We start from the raw sequence: 20280 nt of genomic DNA on the forward strand, positions 1-20280 counted from the left end.
CAGGTTTCACGTTCCAATAAACTTGAAATTTGAAACCTGAAACAAAACAAACTATTTACATTTTGCTAGAATCTCCTTGACTTCAGTCTTACAGCTTCCGCAGCCTAATCCTGCACCTGTGTTTTTACATAAATCGGTGAAATCATTGATGCCGCTTTTAATCGTTTCTTCGATATTTCCAGCTCCGACCTGACTGCACGAGCACACTAATTTTCCTAGAACAGGCTTTGTAGTTGAGCTTCCTCTTAATAATAAGTTCCGTTTGTCAGACAATTCGATTTTGCTTTCGATCATGGTTTTAAATTCGGCAAACTCATTTTTATCGCCCATTAAAATAGCTCCAACCAAAAGATCATCTTTTACGATACATTTTTTGTAATAGCGTTTTTTCAAATCTGAGAAGACAATTTCTTCGTAAGAATCGTCATTTTCCGGAATTTCAATATCACCAATACTGCAAAGGTTGATGTCTTCTAATTTTAGAATGTTCATTAAAATTGAACCTTTGTAATAACTGCTAATGTCGCCGGCTAAAAAGTTAGCCAGAATATCAGCCTGTTCTTCGGCGGCAGAAGTGATTCCGAAAAGTTTATTATTGAATTCGGCTATTTCTCCAATTGCAAAAATATTCGGATTTGAAGTTTGTAAATACTGATTGACTTTTACGCCACGACCGCATGAAAGTCCGCTTTCACGAGCAATTTCGATATTCGGAATAGTTCCAATTGTGTATACAATAGCATTTGCTGTTATGATTTTTCCACTCTTTAAAGCAATTTCAATCTCATTTGGATTATCGGTTTCAAAAACGGTGCTGACTTCATTATCAAAATAAATTTGAATATCACGAAGCTGTACTTCTTCGGCCAGCAGTTTACTTGAAATCAAATCTAATTGACGCTCCATTAAACGTGAAGCTCTCTGAACAATTGTGGTTTTTACTTTTTTATGTTTTAAGGCAGCTGCTAATTCTAATCCTAATAGTCCGCCACCAATAATGACAACATGCTGCTCTTCTGGAGGAAGATTGGTACTGTCTAAGTGTTTTTTCAATCGGTCGGCATCTTCTTTTTTTCTAACTGTAAATCGGCCGGGAAGATGAAGTTGTGCATTTTCGGGAACAAAAGGACGGCTTCCGGTAGCTAAAATCAAGGAATCAAAAGTGTGAAATTGTCCTTCACTGTCGATGATTGTTTTTTGTTTTGGATCTAATTTCTCAATTGCAACTCCGGCTTTCATAGTAATTCTTAGTTTACTGAAAGATTCGCCGTCTTTAACTTTTAAAAGTTGTTCCCAACTGAATTCTCCCGTCATATATTCAGGAAGCAAAACACGATTGTAAAACGGATTCACTTCATTCGAAAAAACAATAATTTCATCAGTTGTATTGAATTCGCGATAGTTTTGAATAAAGCGAAATGAAGCTGCACCGGCGCCCACAATCGCAATTTTTTGAAATGGTTTTACATATTTTGTAATCGAAACGGTCGTGTATTTAAAATCAGGTTCTTTTGAAACGGGATCAACAACTGTATTCGTTAGATTATTGGTTCGGTTTAAATCGTTTTCGAGTTGTTTTCCCCAATGCATTGGCAGAAAAACAACTTTTTCTTTGATAGAATCGGTAACTTTTGCTTTTACACGTACCTCGCCATTTTTACTGGTTACGGTAACAATATCACCATTTTTAATATCATTTTTGTAAGCATCAATGGGATTTATTTCTAAAACCGGACTCGGAATATGCGTTAGCAATCTGGATACTTTTCCTGTTTTGGTCATTGTGTGCCATTGATCGCGAATTCGTCCTGTGGTTAATATAAAAGGGAATTCGGCATTTGGCTGTACGGATGTATTTTCAATAGATACAGGCAGATTAAAAATCGCTTTTCCTGATGGGGTATAGAATTTTTTATCGGTAAATAATCTTGGAGTTCCAGGATGACCATAATCTGGAACTGGCCACTGAAAAGTTCCTTCGGTTTTTAATCGATTATAATTTAAGAATGAAATATCAATATTGGTGTTTTTGGTCAATGCACAATGTTCTTTATAAATTTCTTCGGCACTGGTAAAATTGAATCCGTTGAAATTCATTTTTTTAGCAAAACGAATCAGAATTTCAATGTCTGGAAGTGCTTCGCCTGGTGCGTTTATTGCTTTAGGCAGATAAGAAATGCGACGTTCCGAATTGGTCATTGTTCCCTCTTTTTCTAACCAACCTGCTGCAGGCAACAATAAATCGGCAAATTTGGCTGTATCGGCATTATGCGAAATATCCTGAACAACTACAAATTTTGCATTTTGAAGTGCTTTTTCGATACGTCTGGAATCTGGCAAACTGACTAAAGGATTGGTGCAGATAATCCAGACGGCTTTCATCTTTCCGGACTCCAGTGCTTCAAACATTTCTGTGGCTGTTAAACCTGGTTGGTCTGAAATTTCGTCAACGCCCCAAAAATCAGCAACTTCTTTGCGATGTGCAGGATTTGCTATCTCTTTATGTGCTGCTAAAAGTGTTGCCATTCCGCCCACTTCGCGTCCGCCCATCGCGTTGGGCTGACCTGTTAATGAAAATGGCCCGGAACCTGGTTTTCCAATTTGCCCTGTCAATAAAGATAGATTCAGCAGGGCTGTATTTTTATCAACACCAACGGCACTTTGATTCAATCCCATCGCCCAAAGCGAAATAAATCCTTTGGCCTTACCAATAATGTCAGCAGCTAGTTTAATATCATTTACAGAAATTCCGCAAAGCTTAGAAGCTTTTTCAAGTGAAGTACCTAGAACTAAGTCTTTGTATGGTTTGAAATTTTCGGCATTGTTTTTTACAAAATCATGATCAACATAACCTTTTTCGATAATGCGTCTGGCAATGGCATGATATAAAATAATGTCAGAGCCCGGGATAATCTGCAAATGTAAATCGGCAAAAGCAGCTGTATCGGTGCGTCTCGGATCAATTACAATTACTTTTATTTTTGGATTTTTCTCTTTGTGTTTCTCAAGCCGTCTGAAAATAATAGGGTGGCACCAAGCCGGATTTGCGCCCGTAATTAAAAAGGTATCTGCCAATTCTATATCATCATAAGCAATTGGTACAGAATCTTCTCCAAAAGTCTTTTTATAACCTACAACGGCAGAACTCATGCAAAGCCTTGAATTGGTATCGATGTTATTCGTTTTCAGAAAACCTTTTACCAATTTATTGACTAAATAATATTCTTCGGTTAAACATTGTCCTGAAATATAAAATCCAACGCTGTCTGGGCCGTGTTTTTTTATGATGGAAGTAAAAACAGCTGCAGCACGTTCAAGCGCAGTATCCCAGCTTACACGTTCAAGAGGATAATTTTTACTTCCGCGCATTTCGGGATATAAAATTCGATCCGAAGTATCGTTAACTACGTAGTGCAAATTCATTCCTTTAGAACACAACATTCCTTTGTTTACAGGATGATCTTTGTCGCCCTCGACCATTACACCATTTTTAGCGTCGTTGGTTACGATTATTCCACAGCCAACGCCACAATAGGAACAGGTAGTTTTGATCTTGGTACTTTGCATTACAGTTCGGTTTTGGATACTATTTTACTAAATGAGTTTTGATTTTAACTAAATCACTTATTTAACTTAGAAACAAAAATAAGTATTTTTTACGTATTTATACTTAATTTTTGAATTTATTTTTTTATTTTTGATGAAAAGAAATGAGGAATAACAAATACGTTTAATGTCGAAAAACTGAACTCATGAAAGTAGAACAAGCTGTTTGTTACAATTGTGCCAATGAAAATTGTTTCATTAAAAAACACTTGCATTTAGAGCAAATGAAGCAATATGTTTCAAAGAAAAACAGCTTTGTCTGCAAAAAAACGCAACAGTTTATTACAGAAGGTGCACCGTTGCAGGGACTTTATTTTATTTGTTCTGGGAAAGTTAAAACGGTAAAAACGGGAATTAATGGACGTGAACAAATTGTGCGTTTAACTACAAACGGAGATACAATAGGCTTTCGCGGATTTGGTACAAGTAAACGATATCTTATTGGTGCTTATGCGCTGGAAGATACTGTTTTGTGCAATTTTAGCAACGAAACTATGATGGAGATTTTACGGCATGTACCTGAATTTACCTATGCCTTAATGTTGTTTTATGCTGAGGAATTAAACAAAAGTGAGAACAATATTCGAAAAATTGCACACATGAATGTTCGTGAGCGTGTAATTGATTTACTGCTTTATATTCATCGTAAATTTGGGCAAATCAATGGTTTAATTGATATTGAGCTTTCGCGAAAGGAAATTGCGGACTTTGCCGGAACTACAGAAGAACAGGCGATTCGTATTTTGTCAAGTCTTAAAAAAGAGGGGTTGATTAAAACCGAAGGGAAACGTGTTGGGATTTTAGAGATTTCAGCATTGCGATCTGAAATTATGGAGCACAAGTATTTTTAAGGTTCTAAGTTGGTAAGATGCTAAGGTTTTGTTGTATTGAGAAAATTTTTGATCTTTTGAGCAGTGCGTTAATGACTTATTGCAAGGTTTATTTTGTACGTTTCAGCTTTACAGGGTTTTGTCTGGTATCAAAAACATCAGCAATTTTGATTTGCTTATTTTCCCTATCTATACTATAAATAATTTTGTGATTTTTACAAACTAAGTAATGATACCCGTTTTCCCTGTCAAGCAAAAGTTCTTCGACTTGAGTTGAAAGATTGTTGGAAATGAGTTTGTTTGGTTCAGAAATTATTTCTTGGATGATTTTTTTAGCGACTCTGATTCCTGCCTTTTGAAGATAATAGTCGTAGATTTTAGCAATTTCATTTTCTGCAAATTGCGACCAGACAATTTTTAATTTCATTACTTGTATTTTTCTAAAAGCTGAGAAGTCGTTTTATATCTTCCATTTTTAAAATCATCTTCAGATTGGTCTATTCTATTATTAAATTCTTCAATAGACATTGGATTGAAATAATCATTATCATCTACATTACTTTTGTTTTTTAATAAATTTTCCAGCTGAGAAATTAATTCTTCGCTTTGAATTTTTAAAAATTCTTGTACAAATTCTATTTTTCTAGTTTGTAAATCCATGACATTGAATATTTTTCCAAATTTACGAATTATCTTCCAAGGGAATATTTTTTTAAGATTTTTTTGTAGAGACACACCTCAGTGCGTCTCTACTTCGAATATAATTTATTTTTTTCTCCCAACAAATCGAATTACAGAACCGGTTCCGTTATGGAATAAACCTTCGTTGAGTTCTATTTCTTTTTCTTCCAGTTCGATGATTTCATAATTGGGGAAATCAGCTTTGATTTCTTCAATAGAAAATAAAGATTCGATGTCTTTTGGTCCGCCAACTTTTTCATTTTTGGTTACGTATTCTAAATGCTTTTTGCTGAAAGCTTCAAAAATTATAAGACCATTTTTTCGTAAAAGTTTGTCAAGTTGTTTATGAATATCCGATTTAATTAATGCCGGGAAATGTGCATAAATTAAAGCAATCACATCAAATTGTTCTTCGTAGAAGTCTAAAACTTCTAATTCACCAACCTGATAATCAATCGAAACATTGTTATTTTCTGCTAAACGAAGTGCTTTGTTTCTGCCCTCTTCGCTAATATCAAAAGCGGAAACTTCCCAGCCTGATTTTGCTGCAAAAACAGCATTTCGTCCTTCACCTTCAGCAGGAAAAAGAATTGTTCCGCTTTCTAGTTTTTCAATTTGTTCTTTTAAATAATTGTTGGGTTCTTCGCCGTATGCAAATTCTTCAGTTTTGTAACGGTCATCCCATCTTTGAGTCCAGTTGTTCATTTGGTTTATATATTGAATTTAATTATTAACGGTTTATGATCGCTGTACATTGTCCAATCCTGATAAGTTCCAATTTCGACATTTTCCAGAGTTTCCATAAAATCATTTGAAGCAAAACAATAATCGAGATGATACGGTCTGTTTTCATGACGATAAAGATATAAAGTTGGATGCTCTTCTTTGCCTTGTATTTGATTAAAAAATTGATGATAGGTACTATAGATCTTTTTTGACTGTAAAGTATTCACTACGTCAGAATGATTTCCTATGCGTTTGGGTTTGTCCCAAATCGTATTGCTGTTGAAATCTCCAATTAAAATGGTTTTACTTTCTTTGATATGATCTTCGTAATAATTGATTGCTTTCCAGACTTGTGTTACATATTGTCCATCTTTGTCAGCAGGATTATTGGCCCAAACGGCAAATAAAGTAAAATCAACTTTTCCGCCAGTAACCGTGATCGGAAGTATATTTTTAAAATCCGGATTATGACAATCCATTAATTGAAATCGATAATCACTGTAGGAGAAAATCCCAAGTCCTTTATGAGGATTTGTACCGTACCAAAGAATATCTGAAGGTAATTTTGTGTCGTTTGGAAATTTTAGTTTTTCAGGATTCTCACACTCAGATATTACAGCAATATCAGGATTGAAAGCTTCAAGATACTGAGCTTTTTTTCTGAATGCCATATTGCAATTCCAAGCGATGAGTTTCATTATTATAATGCCTTTAAGTATTTTCCTAATTAGAATTTTAGATGTAATTTATGAAACCCAGGTATTTTCTATTTTATCAATTACCCATTTGTTATTGATTTTTTTAATGTAAATTCGAGAACCTTGCCCACAGAGTCTGCCACAAACAAAGCCACCATCTAAAATTCCAAATTTTTTATCCTTGTCAAATTGTATTCTGGAAAAGATAACTGCTCCAGAAAAAACGAAGTTATATTTTGTCACCCAAATAGCACCTCTTTCTTTGGGAAATTGAGAAATGTTTCGGAGCTCAAATTTATTATTGAGTTTTATGTTTTTAAAATCAAAAAGATATTCGGTTTCCTTTTTTTCTTTTGCTATAAAGATTTTGGCATTTTTAAAATGCTTTTTAAAATCTTCTTTTAAATCTTGACTGTTGTCTTTTAATAATGGATTAAAAGCAATAATAATTTTAGAAGTGTCTCTTTTAATTTTTTCGGTATTAATTTTCCATTCTAATAATTTTCGTTTTTGTTCTTTAGTAGCTTTTGTGCTATCGACACCAATGTAATGTCCTGTCTCATCAAATATTGATTCTCCATATTGTGGTGGAAAATTTGTAAACAGTCTTATATCAATACAAATTGAATCGATTAAGCTTGGGAAAATTTCAGACATTACATTTTTTTCAAATTCTAAGTCAGTAATTTTCTTTTTGCAACTGGAAAAAAGAATAATAACTATTAGTAATGCTAAGTTTAAAAGTTTCTTCATAGTACCAAATATAACAATTTAAAAAGCAAAATAAATTTATATAAAAAAGTAAAATAAATGCCCTTTTCTAATTTAGAAAAGGGCATTTATAATTTCAGATTTGAAAAAAATCTCGTTATTTTTTAGTTTTAACCAACAAGTGTTGTTACACCGCTATTGATATCAATTTCTGCAAAATTATGTTTTCCGATAACGACAAGCAGTTTGTCTGAGTTATAACCTACATACTTTATTTGAGGTTCTCCTTTTTTTGGTTCTCCACAAACAGAAATTACGTTGGTTTGCCATTTCAATTTGCTTCTTTTGTAGGCTGATATTGTCTGCATGTCATCTTCAACATAATAAACTATGTTGTTTTTTTTGATTCCTCTTTTTTGTGTCTTTGCAAAATTTATTTCTGAGTTTTTTGAAATTAAGGCATCATTGTACTTCTGAGCGATGCCTGTTTGCGTGACAAAAAATGCCAACATTGGTAGTTTTAAAAAATGTTTCATTTGGATAGAATTTGGGGTTCGTAATCGATTCAAATGTAATTAATTAAAACAAAAAACAAAGTTTTATAAGGTCAAAAAAAATACCCTTTTCTGAAATAGAGAAAGGGTGTTTTTTTTGTAAGTTAATTTCGAAGAAAACTATTTTTTCCAGCTGAAAATTCTTGGATCTACAGAAATCATTAACCAGGCCCAGTTGTTAGCATGGTCTGCGTCTCCGTTTTTAATAAATTCCATTGTCTTAGAACCAAACATTTGAGAATAACCTCCTGATAGCGTAATATTCTTTTTGAAATTATAGCCAAATGTAGCGTCAATCTCAGTTCCTAAATAGGAGTCTAGTTTCTCATTCATTGGTGTAACTACATCTGCAGCAGATAAGAATACATGCGGAATCAAAGCAAATTGCCATTTGTTTACATTGTAATTCAATTTAATGAAAGCATCTTGTAAACCAACATTGTTTAAGTGGTTTCCAACATAAAAATAATCCATGTAACCATTAAATCCATGGTTAGTTCCAAAAATAGGGTTGAATGATTTAATTACTGTGCTTTCGTCATTTGAAGCTTTTCCGGATAAGAATTCGTAACCTAAACCAGCTTTGAAAGCATCAGTAATGTTATATCCAAAATTGGCTGCGGCATTCCAGGCGCTTACCTCATGATCAGCACTTTTTCCAGTCTGGCCGTATAACCAGAAATTGGTGTCTATTTTATTTTTTTTGTAAGTTACATACGTACCGAAAGTCTGTTTGTAGTCAACTTTTAAATCTTTCGTTGGATCAATAATATTTGCAGAATATTCGTAGCCAGTATTAAGAAATAATAAACTTGCTCCTAAATCAGTGCTAAATTGGTTATGATACCAAGCGTACTGCATTGCTTTATAATTGGCAACTGTATATGGTGTATGAAAAACATTTTCTGCTGTTGAATTATAAGCCCCACCAAAATCTAATCTCTGTTTTTCGGTATGATAAGAAACCGTTAAGGCATCATGGCTTTGACCTTGTTGTGCCCAGTCCATTTCACCAAGAATACGCTGGTTGTCATAGGAAAGAACCTGACGTCCCATTTTTGCACTCCATTTTTCAGTAAAGTTGTATTGTGCCCAGGCTTCAAAAACGGCAACACCATTTTTATCGGCAGTTGCTGCAGGAGTTACATCACCCCAGGTTCTGGTATTTTGAAAAGTTAATTTTACAATTAAATCTTCTTGTTTGTAGTTAAAATTTAAACGGGAACGTTGTGAGATTTGCGACGTACCTTCTTGACCGTAAGGTAGTAAGGTTTTGTAGCCGTTTCTATATTCAAAACGAGGCCTTATTTGCAGATTGACATCTAATTCCTGTGCCTGAAGTTCAAAGCTGATTCCGACAAGTAATAAAATGATTAATTTTAGTTTCTTCATGAGTCATGGTTTTAATTATGAGGCAAATTTATAAGATTTATTCCTTGAAAAATGTGATTGGAATCATATTGTTGTTATTTATTGTGCGTCTAATGCCAGAACTAATTCAGGCTGTTTTTTAGGAGCCATTTTTAGAATGGTATAGTGCATCCAAACCAGACAAATACTTGAAAATAGGAGAATGAAAATCCATGAGCTTGACCAGATTCCGGTTGCAGTCAACAGATATCCGAAGATAATTGGGCCGAAGAAACCACCTAAACCGCCAATCATTCCAACCATTCCACCTACAACACCAACTTCTGTTGGGAAATATTCCGGGATATGTTTGTAAACTGCTGCTTTTCCGATTCCCCAAGAAATCCCAATTAGAATCACCAGAAGCAAAAAGACCCACATATTGGCATCAAATTTTATAACTGTTATGCCTTTTGCTATTAATTCTTTTTTCGCCACACTTTGATTGTGAGCAACAACCACCTTCTGCCAGCTTGAAGTAGTTGGGAAAATGGTATTTTTGTTTGAGTTTACTGTCTTTTGTGCAATTGGATATTCTTTATCTCCAACTTTTACGGTTTTGTCGCTGATTTGATTTACGACTCCTTTTTTGGCAGCCAATATTCCCGGGCCTGAAGTCGTAATTTCCATTTTCGGAATCGCTAATAACGCACTTAAGACTACTGAGGAACTCAATACCCAATACATTACTTTTCTGGCTCCGAATTTATCAGACAAGTATCCTCCAAAAGCTCTGATTACACCAGAAGGCAGGCTAAACATCGTTGCAAATAAGCCTCCCATAACTAAACTAGTTTGGTAAACATTCATAAAGTTTGGCAATAACCATTGGGAATATGCTACAAAACAACCGAAGACTAAAAAATAGTAAGCCCCAAAACGCCAAACTCTTTCTGATTTTAAAGGTGTAAGCATTTGTGAAATAGTTTTGGTATTGTTTTCTAATTTTTTGTTTTGTGCGAAAATTAAAAATGCTATTCCAATTATAACTAAAGAAACGGCATAAAGGACAGGGAGTATTTTCCATCCGTTTTGTGGATCATCAATTGAAAAATGATTTAATAAAGATGGAGCTAAAAAGGTTGTAATGGCAGCTCCGGCATTTCCCATTCCGAAAATTCCCAAAGCACGTCCCTGCCATTCTTTTGGATACCAGATTGAAGTGTAACCAATTCCGACTGCAAAACTGGTACCTACCATTCCGAAGAAGAAACTAAGTAAAGCAAACATGGTAAAACTGTTGGCGTAGGGGAGGAGAAACAAGGGGATTGAACTAAGTAATAATAAAAGAGAAAAAACATATTTTCCGCCAAATTTATCTGTTAGAATTCCGATTGGCAGACGCATTATAGATCCTGTCAGAATTGGAATTCCAAGAAGCCATCCAACCTGAATAACATCCCAGTGGAAAATTCCGTTATCGACTAAAAAAGTTACTAAGACCCCGTTTAAGGTCCAGCAGGCAAAGCACACTGTAAAAGCCAATGTGTTCAAAAATAAAATTTTGTGTGATTGCGATAATGAGTTTGTATTTTTCATAGCACTTATATTTTTATGTAAAAATAAGTACTATAACTTAGTTAAAACCTGCTAAAACGCAGTTTTCGAAAAATAAATACGTATTTATACGTAATTTTTAGATTAATGAATACTCAGCAGCTTTGTTAGAAAGTTCCATTAAGTTTTTTACTTTCAGTTTTTTCATCAGGTTAAAACGATGCACTTCGGCAGTTCGTTTACTGATATCCAGGGCTTCGGCAATTTCTTTGTTTCCTTTTCCGGATAATAAAAGTGTCAGGATTTCTTTTTCTCTTTTAGTAATCATCATTTCTTCTCCTAAATTTTGTTTAGGTTCTAATGATGCTGATGAATTTGTCAGTTGGCCAATTAGAATAGAAGAGATATCTCCGCTAAAATATTTTCCTCCGCCAGAAACAACATGCAGTGCTTTTAAGAATTCTTCTTTGCTTGAACCTTTTAGTAAATAACCGTCGGCCCCTGCTTTTATTGATTTCAAGACATATTCTTCAGACTCATGCATCGAAAGCATGATGATTTTTACATTATTATTCTCGTTTCTAAGTTTTTCTACTACTTCTATACCGGTTAAGTTTGGCATACGAATATCTACTATAAGTAAATCAGGTTTAGTTGCTGCAACAACCTCAAGCGCATCGGCACCATCAATAGCTTCGCCTGCAACCTCGATGTTTGCTTCGTTTTCTAATAAAGATTTGATTCCGTCTCTAACAAAAACATGGTCATCTGCCAGCACTACACGAATGATATTACTCATAGTTTACTTAATTTTGATTCTGAATTTTTACGTATATTCATCTAAAAGGAAGATGCTAATATACGTACTTTTTTGATTTAAAATTCCAATTTTTTGAAATTCCAAATTCCAGTATTAAAAAATCATTAGAAATCCTTGGCATAAATTCCAATATTAAAATTTCTAATGTTGGCTCGCCCAAATAAATTAGATAATTAGAAAATGTGGTAATTAGATAATTTTTTAAGAAGCTATGCAATTATCTAATTATCAAATTTTCTAATTGACACCTTACCAAATTGCCACATTATCTCATTTAAGAATAGGAATATTAAAGGTAATTCTGGTTCCTTCTCCGGGAATAGAGTTCATGAAAACGCGGCCGTTTATATATTGGATTCTTTCTTTCATAAATAAAAGTCCCATTCCGGATTCACTGTTTCGTTTTTTATCAACTGAATTTATATCGAAACCTTTTCCATTGTCATCAACGATAATACTTAAAAGGGTATCACTATGTGAAAGCTGGACAATAATATGTGATGATTCGGCATATTTTATGGCGTTGTTGATGGCTTCCTGGGTGAGACGATAAATGTTGATTTCGATCAGGGAATCTAAACGCTGGTCAAAATCGGTTTTGTTGTAAAAAAGAATTTCTTTTCCGGTAAGTTTAGAAAGTTCCTGAGTCAGTTTTGAAAGTGAAGAAACGATTCCGTGATCGCTTAATTCCGGAGGCATTAAGTTGAAAGTTGCTGTACGGACACCTTTTATAATGTCAAGTGAAAGTTTCTTTAAATACTCAATTTTTTGTGCTGATTTTTCTTTGTCATCGAGATTGATACTTTCTAAACTGAATTTTAAACCTGTCAGCATTTGGCCAATTCCGTCATGAATTTCTTTGGCAATTCGGTTTTGTTCGTTTTCCTGATTTTCGACAATTTTGCTTGAAATGATCTTTTGCTGATTGATTTTTTCGGTCGTGTTTTCAAGATTCAAACGTTCGACTTCACGCTGTGCTTTTTTTCGTTCGGTGATGTTGAAACAAACAATCAGAAGTTCGAGTTCGTCTTTTTTGATCATTACGGGAACCATTGATAAATCAAGCCAAATGGTTTGATCTTCTTTGTTTAAAATCTTGACTTCGCCTTGCCAGCCACTTCTTTGTTTTTCGAAAATAATGCGGTCAAAATTGGTTTGTTCTTTTTCATCAACAGTTAAAACCTCGGAGAATTTTTTATTGGATGAAAATTTGGTATAATTAAGAAGTTTGGCAAATTTTTCTCCAATATGAATGATCGAACCGTCTGGTGAAATTCGGCAATACAATAAAGTATTTTCCATTGCATAATTGAGCGATTTTAATTCTTTTACGGAGTTTTCTTTGATTTCGCTTATAATTTCGGTGTCGTAAGCGAGTTTTAAAGCTTTCTTTTCAGACGATAAAAGTTTAGCAATTAATTTCTCAATCTTTTTATTGGTTGGTTTGAAAATGAAGAAAAATTCTAAAAGCAGGACAAGTAAAGTAAAACCGAAAATCCAGTATTCTATTCGACGTTGTTCTGTTACTTTTTCGTGCGCTTCAAGATCATATTGCGTTACAATCTGATTCATTTTTGAAAGGAAAGAACCTTCGTTTTCTAAAATTGTATTTACTAGTTTTTGATTTTCTGAGGATTGTTTTTTCAGTTTTAAATCCAATAAAAACGAATCTGTTGTTTGTGCAATTTTATTGAAAATCGGATTGATTTCCAGATATAATTTGTTGAGTGTTTCTGATTTTTCTTTTGGAAAAGCCAAACTGTCGCTGCCATTTTCTAGCGCGTTTTGGTTTTTTTTCCAAAGTGATAAAACAGCTTGTAAATGCGATATTTGTTCGGCAGAAGCGGTATCAGAAACGTAATGTAAAATGAGTACTTCTTTGACAATTTTCTGACTCAGCATTCTTTGCTTACCAGAAAAATTAATAATCTTAGAATCGCTTAACTGCTGATTCAGATTGTATTGAACTAAAATTTGACTGATAATTATAGTTATGGCAATAGTAAGAAGTGCAAAAAAATACAGTCGTCGTAAATTTTTGAAAGTGATTTTATCTCCTTCCTGATTGCTTTTCTTCATACGAATTTATAATCCTAAAGAAGTTTTTATAAGGTTTAAATTTTCTTCAGAATAATTAATTTTTAAGGCTTCCTGATGTCCTTTATCGGACATTTTATCCCAGGTTTTTTTGATGATGTTTTTTAGTTTTTCTTCATCGTGTTTGTGAACGAAAGGTTCTAAATAATATTCAAGGAAAACTAGGCAAATTACATCTTCTAATAATTGTGTTTCGTGATCTTTTTTAAGTAATTTTTTCTCTATTAAAAAGGAAACGCGATCGATGAAAGTCTGGTCATAACCAGCTTTTTTAAGAATTTCGGCAGTAGTTTTTGCGTGGAATTTTTTCAATTCTTCTCTCCATTTTAAATAACCCACACGATCCATTGGGTATGATTCGCGAGCGACTTTCCATCGGCAGATGTGCTGTGCTTTTGACGCAATCTGAATTTCTTCTGATGCTTCGGGTTCAAACTGCATCAGTTTTTCGTACATCCTGTTTGAATACAATAATTCTTTTGGATATTCTTTGTTTTGGTCCGTTTCGATGTTTGGATCTTGTGCGTTTTCAGCATCAATCCACTCGCTTGCTTTTTGAAAAGGTGTAGTCATTTTTTGGTTTGATAATAGAATTTCAAAGATACGGAATTAAGTTTTTTTTCGCCACGAATTTCACGAATTAGCACGAATTATTGTTTTTGTTTTTTGCCACAGATTAGAGGATTTTTTGGATTTAATCTTATGTGAATTTTTTTTCGCCACGAATTTCACGAACTAGCACGAATTATTGTTTTGTTTTTTTTGCCACAGATTAAAGGATTTTTTGGATTTAATCTGGTGTTAAGTTTTTTTTCGTCACGAATTTCACTTATTAAATTAGTGTAATTTGTGAAATTGCTTCGCCTGTTCGCTATTGCTCGGGTCGTGGCAAACAATTTTAATCCTTTTAATCTGTGTAATCTGTGGCCTATAAATTAGTCTGCAAATCCAACAAAGACTTCGTTTTCAACTACTTTAATCGGATAGGTTGCAATTTTGAAATCGTCGCCATTTAGGTTTGAGCCGTCCATTAATGAAAAAGTCTTTTTATGCATTGGGCAGGCAATTTTTGGGATATCATCTACAGATCCCGTCATTCCTCTTGAAAGCACCATTTCCATTTTATGTGGACAGGCATTTTGACATGCATACCATTCGTTACGACGAGCGAAATTGAAAATCGCGATTTGTTTGTTTTTGTATTTGATGCATCCGCCTCTGTTTGTTGGAAAATCTTCTACTTTACCGGCTTTGAACCAAATTGTAGCATCGTTTGCGTGAACCGTTTCGTATTGATTTAAGATTTCTTCCATTTTGATAAGTTTTGGTTTCCTGTTTCTTAGCCCTCTTTTTACAATCATGAGAGTTATGATGGCGCAGTAAAAAAGAGGGTAAGAAGGACAGCAAACGTTTAATGATTTTTTTTCTTTTTTTGGAGCTTTATGGTGTTTTGCCACGAAGGCGCAAAGACGCTAAGTTTTTTTTCTTTAAGTTTTTTTTATTTTGACTTTGAGACTTTGTGTCTTTGTGGCATTTTTTTTAAGACCAAGCTTTTGGCATTTTTTGATCTCTTAGCGGAACAAAAACGACGTTATCGTCTTTTTCGTCTGAGTTTATAAAGTGATTGAAACGTTTTAATAATCTTGGTTTTTCCAGAACTTGTTTCCATTCGCATTCGAAAGTATTTACTAAAGTTTGCATCTCAGCTTCAAGCGTTTCGCAGATTCCTAAACTGTCTTCGATAATGACTTCTTTCAAATATTCTAAGCCGCCATCCAGTTTTTCTAACCAGGTTGAAGTTCGAATCAGCGGTCCAGCAGTACGGATGTAATACATTAAGAATCTGTCCATGTATTTTATTACGGTTTCTTTATCTATTTTTTCGGCTAATAAAACGGCGTGTTTTGGGTTTGCACCACCGTTTCCGGCAATGTATAAATTCCAGCCACCTTCAACCGCTATCAAACCGAAATCTTTTCCTCGGGCTTCCGCGCATTCGCGAATGCAGGCCGAAACTCCGCCTTTTAATTTATGTGGAGAACGAATTCCTTTGTATCTGTTTTCAAGTTCGATGGCAAATCCGGCGCTGTCGTCCATTCCGTAACGGCACCAGGCATTTCCAACACAGCTTTTTACCGCACGAAGGGATTTTCCGTAAGCGTGACCGCTTTCAAAACCGTTATCGATTAAGATTTTCCAGATTTTAGGCAAGTCACTCAAATGCGCACCAAATAAATCAACTCTTTGCGCTCCAGTAATTTTGGTGTATAAATCGAATTGTTTGGCAACTTCACCAATTACAATTAGTTTCTCTGCTGTAATCTCACCTCCGGCAACTCTTGGAACTACAGAATAAGTTCCATTTCGTTGAATGTTGGCTAGAAATCTATCGTTTGTATCTTGAGTTGTAACATGTTTGTTTGCTGTATCGTTGTAAATACTGGAGAAAATGGATGCTACAACAGGTTTACAAACTTCACAGCCATCGCCTTTTCCGTGATGATCAATTACATCATAAAAGTTCTCGTATTTATTGATTTTTACTAAATCAAATAATTCCTGACGATTATAATTGAAATGTTCGCAGATAACTTCTTTTACTTCTTTTCCTAAAGATTTTTGAGTGGCTTTTACTAAATCTGAAACCATTGGTTTACAACCTCCACAACCAGAAGTTGCTTTGGTTGCTTTAACGATATCTGATAATGAAGCACAACTTTCGTCTAAAATTTTACAGCAGATAGCGCCTTTGGTCACATTTTCGCACGAACAAATTACGGCTGTGTCCGGCAAATCCATAACGCTTCCTAAAGAAGAACCTTCAGAACCATCGCGAGAACCCAAAATTAAATCTTCTGGATTTTTTGGTAATGCCATTGCGTTGCTGTAAATCTGGAAAAGCGAATTGTAATCGCTGGAGTCTCCAACTAAAATTCCGCCTAAAAGCGTTTTAGAATCTTTGGTTACGTTGATTCTTTTGTAGATGCCACTTAGTTTATTTTCATAAATAATAGCCGTTACATTTTCGTTTTCGATAAAAGGATCACCAAAACTCGCAACTTCAACACCAATTAATTTCAATTGTGTCGACATATCGATGGTTTCTCTCATGGTCTTAGAGCCATTTAAGATTTGCTCAGCAGCAACGTCGGCCATTTCGTAACCCGGAGCGACAAGCCCATATATGTTATGATTGTAAAGTGCCGCTTCGCCTATGGCAAAAATAGAAGGATCTGATGTCTGCATTTGATTGTTTACCACAATTCCGCCTCTTACGCCGACTTCAAGTCCTGAAACTCTTGCCAGTTCGTCACGAGGTTTAATTCCGGCAGATATAACCAACATGTCTACTTTTAACAATTCTTCGTTCGCAAACATCATTCCTGTTATGTTTTCCTTTCCATCAATATATTGCGTTGCTTTGTTAAGATGAATTCCGATATTTAATTCTTCAATTTTTGACTGAAGCATATCGCTCGCGCCCTGATCCAGTTGTCTAGGCATTAAACGTGGTGCGAATTCTACCACATGCGGATTCAATCCTAAGTCTCTAACTGCTTTTGCTGCTTCAAGACCCAATAAACCGCCTCCTAAAACCGCGGCTTCTGTTGCTCCTTTTTGTTTTATTTTTTTTGCGTAGGCCATAATAGCGTCCAGATCCTCGATGGTTCTGTATACAAAGACACCTTCTTTTTCTACACCTTCAATTGGTGGCACAAAAGCCGAAGAGCCTGTTGCCAAAACTAAGTAGTCGTACGTATGTGTTTTGCCTAAATGTGTATGTATTGTTTTTTCATCACGATTTATATCTGTAATTAGCTCAGCTGTATTTAGAATAATATTGTTTTCTGTGTACCATTCAGTAGTTGATAATGATAAATCATCTGCTGTTTTTCCTCCAAAGTACTCACTTAAGTGAACTCGGTCGTAAGCGCGTCTTGGCTCTTCACCAAATACAGTTATCTGATACTTTTCCTGTCCTGATTTTGCAACAAACTTTTCGCAAAATTTATAACCAACCATGCCGTTTCCAACTACTATTACTTTAATCATGATTTCTTTAATTAAGTATTACTACGCAAATATAAGTATTTGTACTTATATTAATACGTATTTTTTTTATTTTTTATCTAGGAATAAAGTTTTTACTTCTAAGTATTTTGTAAAATCTTTTACTTAGCACGGCTTTAGAATGAATTGAATATTCTATATTTTTTTAAATTTGAAAAGATTCTAAATAGGCATTTCAAAAAAATATTGTAAATTCATAAGAATTTTAGGGTGTTTTTTATAGTGAAGCACATTTTTAAATAGAAATCAAATCTTATGAAAAAAATACTTTCAATAGTGCTGTTATCATTTTTAATGATAGGTTGTAAAACAGCAGTAGACAGAAAATCTACGGAAACAACTTCAATAAGTTATACAGAAGAAGATTTAAGATATTACTTTAAAGCAACAGGAAACGAACCTTTTTGGGGAATCAAAATAGGGAATGAGCAAATTGTTTTTACATCCTTAATACCCGGTAAAGAAAATATCATTTTTCCTGCTGTTGATGCGATTAGAGCGATGGATGCGAATGTGCGAATGTATAGGGTGAGTAATGAAACAACTTCTGCAACTATCACCATTCAGCAATTAGATTGTCAGGATTCGATGTCGGGAGCGATTTCGCCCTATAGTGTGAAGGTGGAAATTAGAAATAATTCAGAATTAGAGACAAAAAAACTAAACGGATGTGGAAAATTTATAGCCGATTATCGTTTACACGATATTTGGGTTTTGGAAGAATTGAACGGATATAAAGTTTTTCTAACCGACTATCAAAAGGAATTGCCAAGAATTGAGATTAATTCGGCAGAAAATAGATTTATGGGATTTGCTGGCTGCAATTCTATAACCGGACAAATTTTTTATGAGAAAGAGGTTTTACGTTTTACTAAAGTTGTTTCGACTTTAATGGCTTGCGCACCGGGAAATAAAGAAGCAGAGTTTTTGAAAGCTTTGCAAAGCACAACAACTTATACTATTGAAAATAATAGATTAACATTATTGAATCCTTCTGGGAAGCTTTTGGTTTTTAAGAAGGTGGATTGATTGTCTTTTTTGTTTCTCGCAGATTAAGCACATTTTTTCTGCTTAATCAGCGAGAGTTTTTTTAGTATCTAAGTTTTACTCAGGCAATACTTTAGGATCTTCATCATCATCTCCTTCAATAAAATCCAATTCCAGAGCCCTTACAGTCTGAACCGCATTTCCGGCAATACCACGAATAGAACCATACATTCCCAATGTATTGTGAACTACCTTTTCAATTTGTTTTTCCGTTGTTTCCAAATACGTTGCATTGCTCTTTTTTCTGAATCTAAGTCGCTTTGCATTTGAGTAAAACCTTCTACAATTCCTTCAATCTGTAAACGGAATTCGTTGCTTGTAAGGAAATCGTATAACATTGACATTTTATCTCCTTTGTTTTCCTGTGCCAGAACAGCCTGACTTATCTGAATTAAAGATTGACGTAAAACAGCGCTTAAGCCTTTAAATTCTTCGTAAGTACAAATCCAGATTCCGTCACGCATTCCCATTCGCTCCATTCCGGAAGGCATAACTTCGGTAACTAAAACGCCAATATTAGCTCTTTTTGTTCTAATATCATTTTTGAATTTTTCAATCCATGTTGGTTGAAAAGCTTTCGTTCTTTTGCTTTCATAGTAAATAGAACCGCAGTTTTGCAATTCACGTGTATTTACAATCTGAAGACAATCGGCACCATTTGCTCCTTTTTTAATTTCGTCGATACTGTCTAGAGGGAAATTATTTGCAAGCCATTCTTCTATGGCCAATTCCATAACTTCTCCTTGCAACTGCATAGAACCTTGTTCCTGCTTGCGTTTCATTTCTTCAATCAGTTTTTTCTGATCGTCAGATTGCTTTTGGTATTCTTTTATTTTGAGTTCGTTTTTTTCTTCTTCCTGTTTACGGATTTTATCTCTTTCAAGTACTAAAGTCGCATTAAGCTGCTTTTGGGCTTCGGCTTCGATTGCTTCTTTCATTTCCAGTTTTTCACGCTGTAATTTTGCAATTTCACCTTCCATTTTATTTAATTCTCTGATTTTTTCAGACTTTTCAGAAAGCTCTTTTTCCATTAAAAGCAAACGATCTTTGTTTTCTTCTTCTAGTTTAGCTTTTAGTTTTTCAGAGATTTCTTTTTCGGCTACTTTTTTCTCTTTCTCAAGGCGTTCAATAAAAAGCTCATTTTCCTGTTTTTTCTTTATTTCAAACTCGGCTTTGGCTTTTTCAAATTGTTCGTTTTTAAGTTCTAATTCTTTATTTTGAATGGTAGCTTTTTGTTGAAATTCTTTGCGTATACTATCCTCCAATTGATGTTTTAAAACATCATTTACATCGATAGGAGTTCCGCAGTTTGGACACTGAATTGAAGATTGCTCAGCCATTTTATATTGAAATTTTTATTGTAGAATTTGAATTTGCTAAGGTATTTAAAAGTTCTGTTTTTATAATGTGGATTTCTGTAATAAATTGTAACGATTTTTTTATAGTCACGAATTGCACTAATTAGCACGAATTGTTTTTTGAATTAATCTCGCAATCCCGAAAGTTATCGGGAGCAGAGTCGCAAAGTTTTT

General features: G+C 34.4%; 16 protein-coding genes and 1 pseudogene. 2 read left to right on the forward strand and 15 right to left on the reverse strand.

Annotated features, from left to right (window positions below; genetic code table 11):
• Window positions 1-51 precede the first annotated feature (51 nt).
• On the reverse strand, window positions 52-3567 hold the full coding sequence (locus OLM51_RS09720; RefSeq protein ID WP_264554120.1) for a nitrate reductase: 3516 nt from the start codon (window positions 3565-3567) through the stop codon (window positions 52-54).
• A gap of 185 nt (window positions 3568-3752) precedes the next feature.
• Between OLM51_RS09720 and OLM51_RS09725 the strand changes: the two genes are divergently transcribed.
• The gene (locus OLM51_RS09725) at window positions 3753-4457 is read left to right on the forward strand and encodes a Crp/Fnr family transcriptional regulator (protein WP_264554121.1); all 705 of its coding nucleotides are present in this window, start codon (window positions 3753-3755) and stop codon (window positions 4455-4457) included.
• Window positions 4458-4545: 88 nt separating this feature from the next.
• Here the strand turns inward: OLM51_RS09725 and OLM51_RS09730 are convergent, their stop codons facing one another.
• The 13 genes from OLM51_RS09730 to nirB all read right to left on the reverse strand — a co-directional run bounded on the left by OLM51_RS09730 (window position 4546) and on the right by nirB (window position 17683).
• Window positions 4546-4863, reverse strand: a complete 318-nt coding sequence (locus OLM51_RS09730) for a type II toxin-antitoxin system RelE/ParE family toxin (RefSeq protein WP_264554122.1) — start codon at window positions 4861-4863, stop codon at window positions 4546-4548.
• The gene (locus tag OLM51_RS09735; protein WP_264554123.1) at window positions 4863-5096 is read right to left on the reverse strand and encodes a hypothetical protein; all 234 of its coding nucleotides are present in this window, start codon (window positions 5094-5096) and stop codon (window positions 4863-4865) included. Before OLM51_RS09735 ends, OLM51_RS09730 begins: the two co-directional genes overlap by 1 nt.
• Before the next feature lie 105 nt (window positions 5097-5201).
• Window positions 5202-5822, reverse strand: a complete 621-nt coding sequence (locus OLM51_RS09740) for a class I SAM-dependent methyltransferase (protein WP_264554124.1) — start codon at window positions 5820-5822, stop codon at window positions 5202-5204.
• Window positions 5823-5827: 5 nt separating this feature from the next.
• A complete protein-coding gene (locus OLM51_RS09745) occupies window positions 5828-6541 on the reverse strand; it encodes an endonuclease/exonuclease/phosphatase family protein (protein WP_264554125.1) in 714 nt (237 codons plus the stop codon).
• 48 nt (window positions 6542-6589) lie between these two features.
• Window positions 6590-7294 carry a hypothetical protein gene (locus OLM51_RS09750; RefSeq protein ID WP_264554126.1) on the reverse strand — a complete coding sequence of 235 codons (705 nt, stop codon included), beginning with the start codon at window positions 7292-7294 and terminating at the stop codon, window positions 6590-6592.
• A gap of 128 nt (window positions 7295-7422) precedes the next feature.
• Window positions 7423-7788, reverse strand: coding sequence for a hypothetical protein (locus OLM51_RS09755; protein ID WP_264554127.1), 366 nt, complete (start codon window positions 7786-7788; stop codon window positions 7423-7425).
• A gap of 138 nt (window positions 7789-7926) precedes the next feature.
• Window positions 7927-9198: an alginate export family protein gene (locus OLM51_RS09760; RefSeq protein WP_264554128.1), complete on the reverse strand. Its 1272-nt coding sequence runs from the start codon at window positions 9196-9198 to the stop codon at window positions 7927-7929.
• 78 nt (window positions 9199-9276) lie between these two features.
• On the reverse strand, window positions 9277-10755 hold the full coding sequence (locus OLM51_RS09765; RefSeq protein ID WP_264554129.1) for an MFS transporter: 1479 nt from the start codon (window positions 10753-10755) through the stop codon (window positions 9277-9279).
• Window positions 10756-10852: 97 nt separating this feature from the next.
• On the reverse strand, window positions 10853-11512 hold the full coding sequence (locus OLM51_RS09770) for a response regulator transcription factor (RefSeq protein WP_264554130.1): 660 nt from the start codon (window positions 11510-11512) through the stop codon (window positions 10853-10855).
• 291 nt (window positions 11513-11803) lie between these two features.
• Window positions 11804-13612 (reverse strand): ATP-binding protein, encoded by a 1809-nt coding sequence (locus tag OLM51_RS09775; RefSeq protein WP_264554131.1) that lies wholly within the window; start codon window positions 13610-13612, stop codon window positions 11804-11806.
• Window positions 13613-13618: 6 nt separating this feature from the next.
• On the reverse strand, window positions 13619-14203 hold the full coding sequence (locus OLM51_RS09780; protein WP_264554132.1) for a DUF4202 domain-containing protein: 585 nt from the start codon (window positions 14201-14203) through the stop codon (window positions 13619-13621).
• 362 nt (window positions 14204-14565) lie between these two features.
• Complete coding sequence (gene nirD, locus OLM51_RS09785; protein WP_264554133.1) at window positions 14566-14943, reverse strand: nitrite reductase small subunit NirD; 378 nt, start codon at window positions 14941-14943, stop codon at window positions 14566-14568.
• A gap of 226 nt (window positions 14944-15169) precedes the next feature.
• The gene (nirB, locus tag OLM51_RS09790) at window positions 15170-17683 is read right to left on the reverse strand and encodes a nitrite reductase large subunit NirB (RefSeq protein ID WP_264554134.1); all 2514 of its coding nucleotides are present in this window, start codon (window positions 17681-17683) and stop codon (window positions 15170-15172) included.
• A gap of 273 nt (window positions 17684-17956) precedes the next feature.
• On the opposite strand from nirB, the gene OLM51_RS09795 reads away from it, so the two are divergent.
• A complete protein-coding gene (locus tag OLM51_RS09795) occupies window positions 17957-18730 on the forward strand; it encodes an META domain-containing protein (RefSeq protein WP_264554135.1) in 774 nt (257 codons plus the stop codon).
• 75 nt (window positions 18731-18805) lie between these two features.
• Here the strand turns inward: OLM51_RS09795 and OLM51_RS09800 are convergent.
• Window positions 18806-20088: pseudogene (locus tag OLM51_RS09800) on the reverse strand (DUF2130 domain-containing protein).
• Between the last annotated feature and the right edge of the window lie 192 nt (window positions 20089-20280).

It is taken from the genome of Flavobacterium sp. N2038 (genome assembly GCF_025947185.1).
Taxonomy (GTDB): domain Bacteria; phylum Bacteroidota; class Bacteroidia; order Flavobacteriales; family Flavobacteriaceae; genus Flavobacterium.

What these genes read in the sequence shown, in the direction of transcription:
- OLM51_RS09720 (WP_264554120.1), bottom strand. Translation starts at nt 3,567, where the DNA reads ATGCAAAGTACCAAGATCAAAACTACCTGTTCCTATTGTGGCGTTGGC.
- OLM51_RS09725 (WP_264554121.1), top strand. Translation starts at nt 3,753, where the DNA reads ATGAAAGTAGAACAAGCTGTTTGTTACAATTGTGCCAATGAAAATTGT.
- OLM51_RS09730 (WP_264554122.1), bottom strand. Translation starts at nt 4,863, where the DNA reads ATGAAATTAAAAATTGTCTGGTCGCAATTTGCAGAAAATGAAATTGCT.
- OLM51_RS09735 (WP_264554123.1), bottom strand. Translation starts at nt 5,096, where the DNA reads ATGGATTTACAAACTAGAAAAATAGAATTTGTACAAGAATTTTTAAAA.
- OLM51_RS09740 (WP_264554124.1), bottom strand. Translation starts at nt 5,822, where the DNA reads ATGAACAACTGGACTCAAAGATGGGATGACCGTTACAAAACTGAAGAA.
- OLM51_RS09745 (WP_264554125.1), bottom strand. Translation starts at nt 6,541, where the DNA reads ATGAAACTCATCGCTTGGAATTGCAATATGGCATTCAGAAAAAAAGCT.
- OLM51_RS09750 (WP_264554126.1), bottom strand. Translation starts at nt 7,294, where the DNA reads ATGAAGAAACTTTTAAACTTAGCATTACTAATAGTTATTATTCTTTTT.
- OLM51_RS09755 (WP_264554127.1), bottom strand. Translation starts at nt 7,788, where the DNA reads ATGAAACATTTTTTAAAACTACCAATGTTGGCATTTTTTGTCACGCAA.
- OLM51_RS09760 (WP_264554128.1), bottom strand. Translation starts at nt 9,198, where the DNA reads ATGAAGAAACTAAAATTAATCATTTTATTACTTGTCGGAATCAGCTTT.
- OLM51_RS09765 (WP_264554129.1), bottom strand. Translation starts at nt 10,755, where the DNA reads ATGAAAAATACAAACTCATTATCGCAATCACACAAAATTTTATTTTTG.
- OLM51_RS09770 (WP_264554130.1), bottom strand. Translation starts at nt 11,512, where the DNA reads ATGAGTAATATCATTCGTGTAGTGCTGGCAGATGACCATGTTTTTGTT.
- OLM51_RS09775 (WP_264554131.1), bottom strand. Translation starts at nt 13,612, where the DNA reads ATGAAGAAAAGCAATCAGGAAGGAGATAAAATCACTTTCAAAAATTTA.
- OLM51_RS09780 (WP_264554132.1), bottom strand. Translation starts at nt 14,203, where the DNA reads ATGACTACACCTTTTCAAAAAGCAAGCGAGTGGATTGATGCTGAAAAC.
- nirD (WP_264554133.1), bottom strand. Translation starts at nt 14,943, where the DNA reads ATGGAAGAAATCTTAAATCAATACGAAACGGTTCACGCAAACGATGCT.
- nirB (WP_264554134.1), bottom strand. Translation starts at nt 17,683, where the DNA reads ATGATTAAAGTAATAGTAGTTGGAAACGGCATGGTTGGTTATAAATTT.
- OLM51_RS09795 (WP_264554135.1), top strand. Translation starts at nt 17,957, where the DNA reads ATGAAAAAAATACTTTCAATAGTGCTGTTATCATTTTTAATGATAGGT.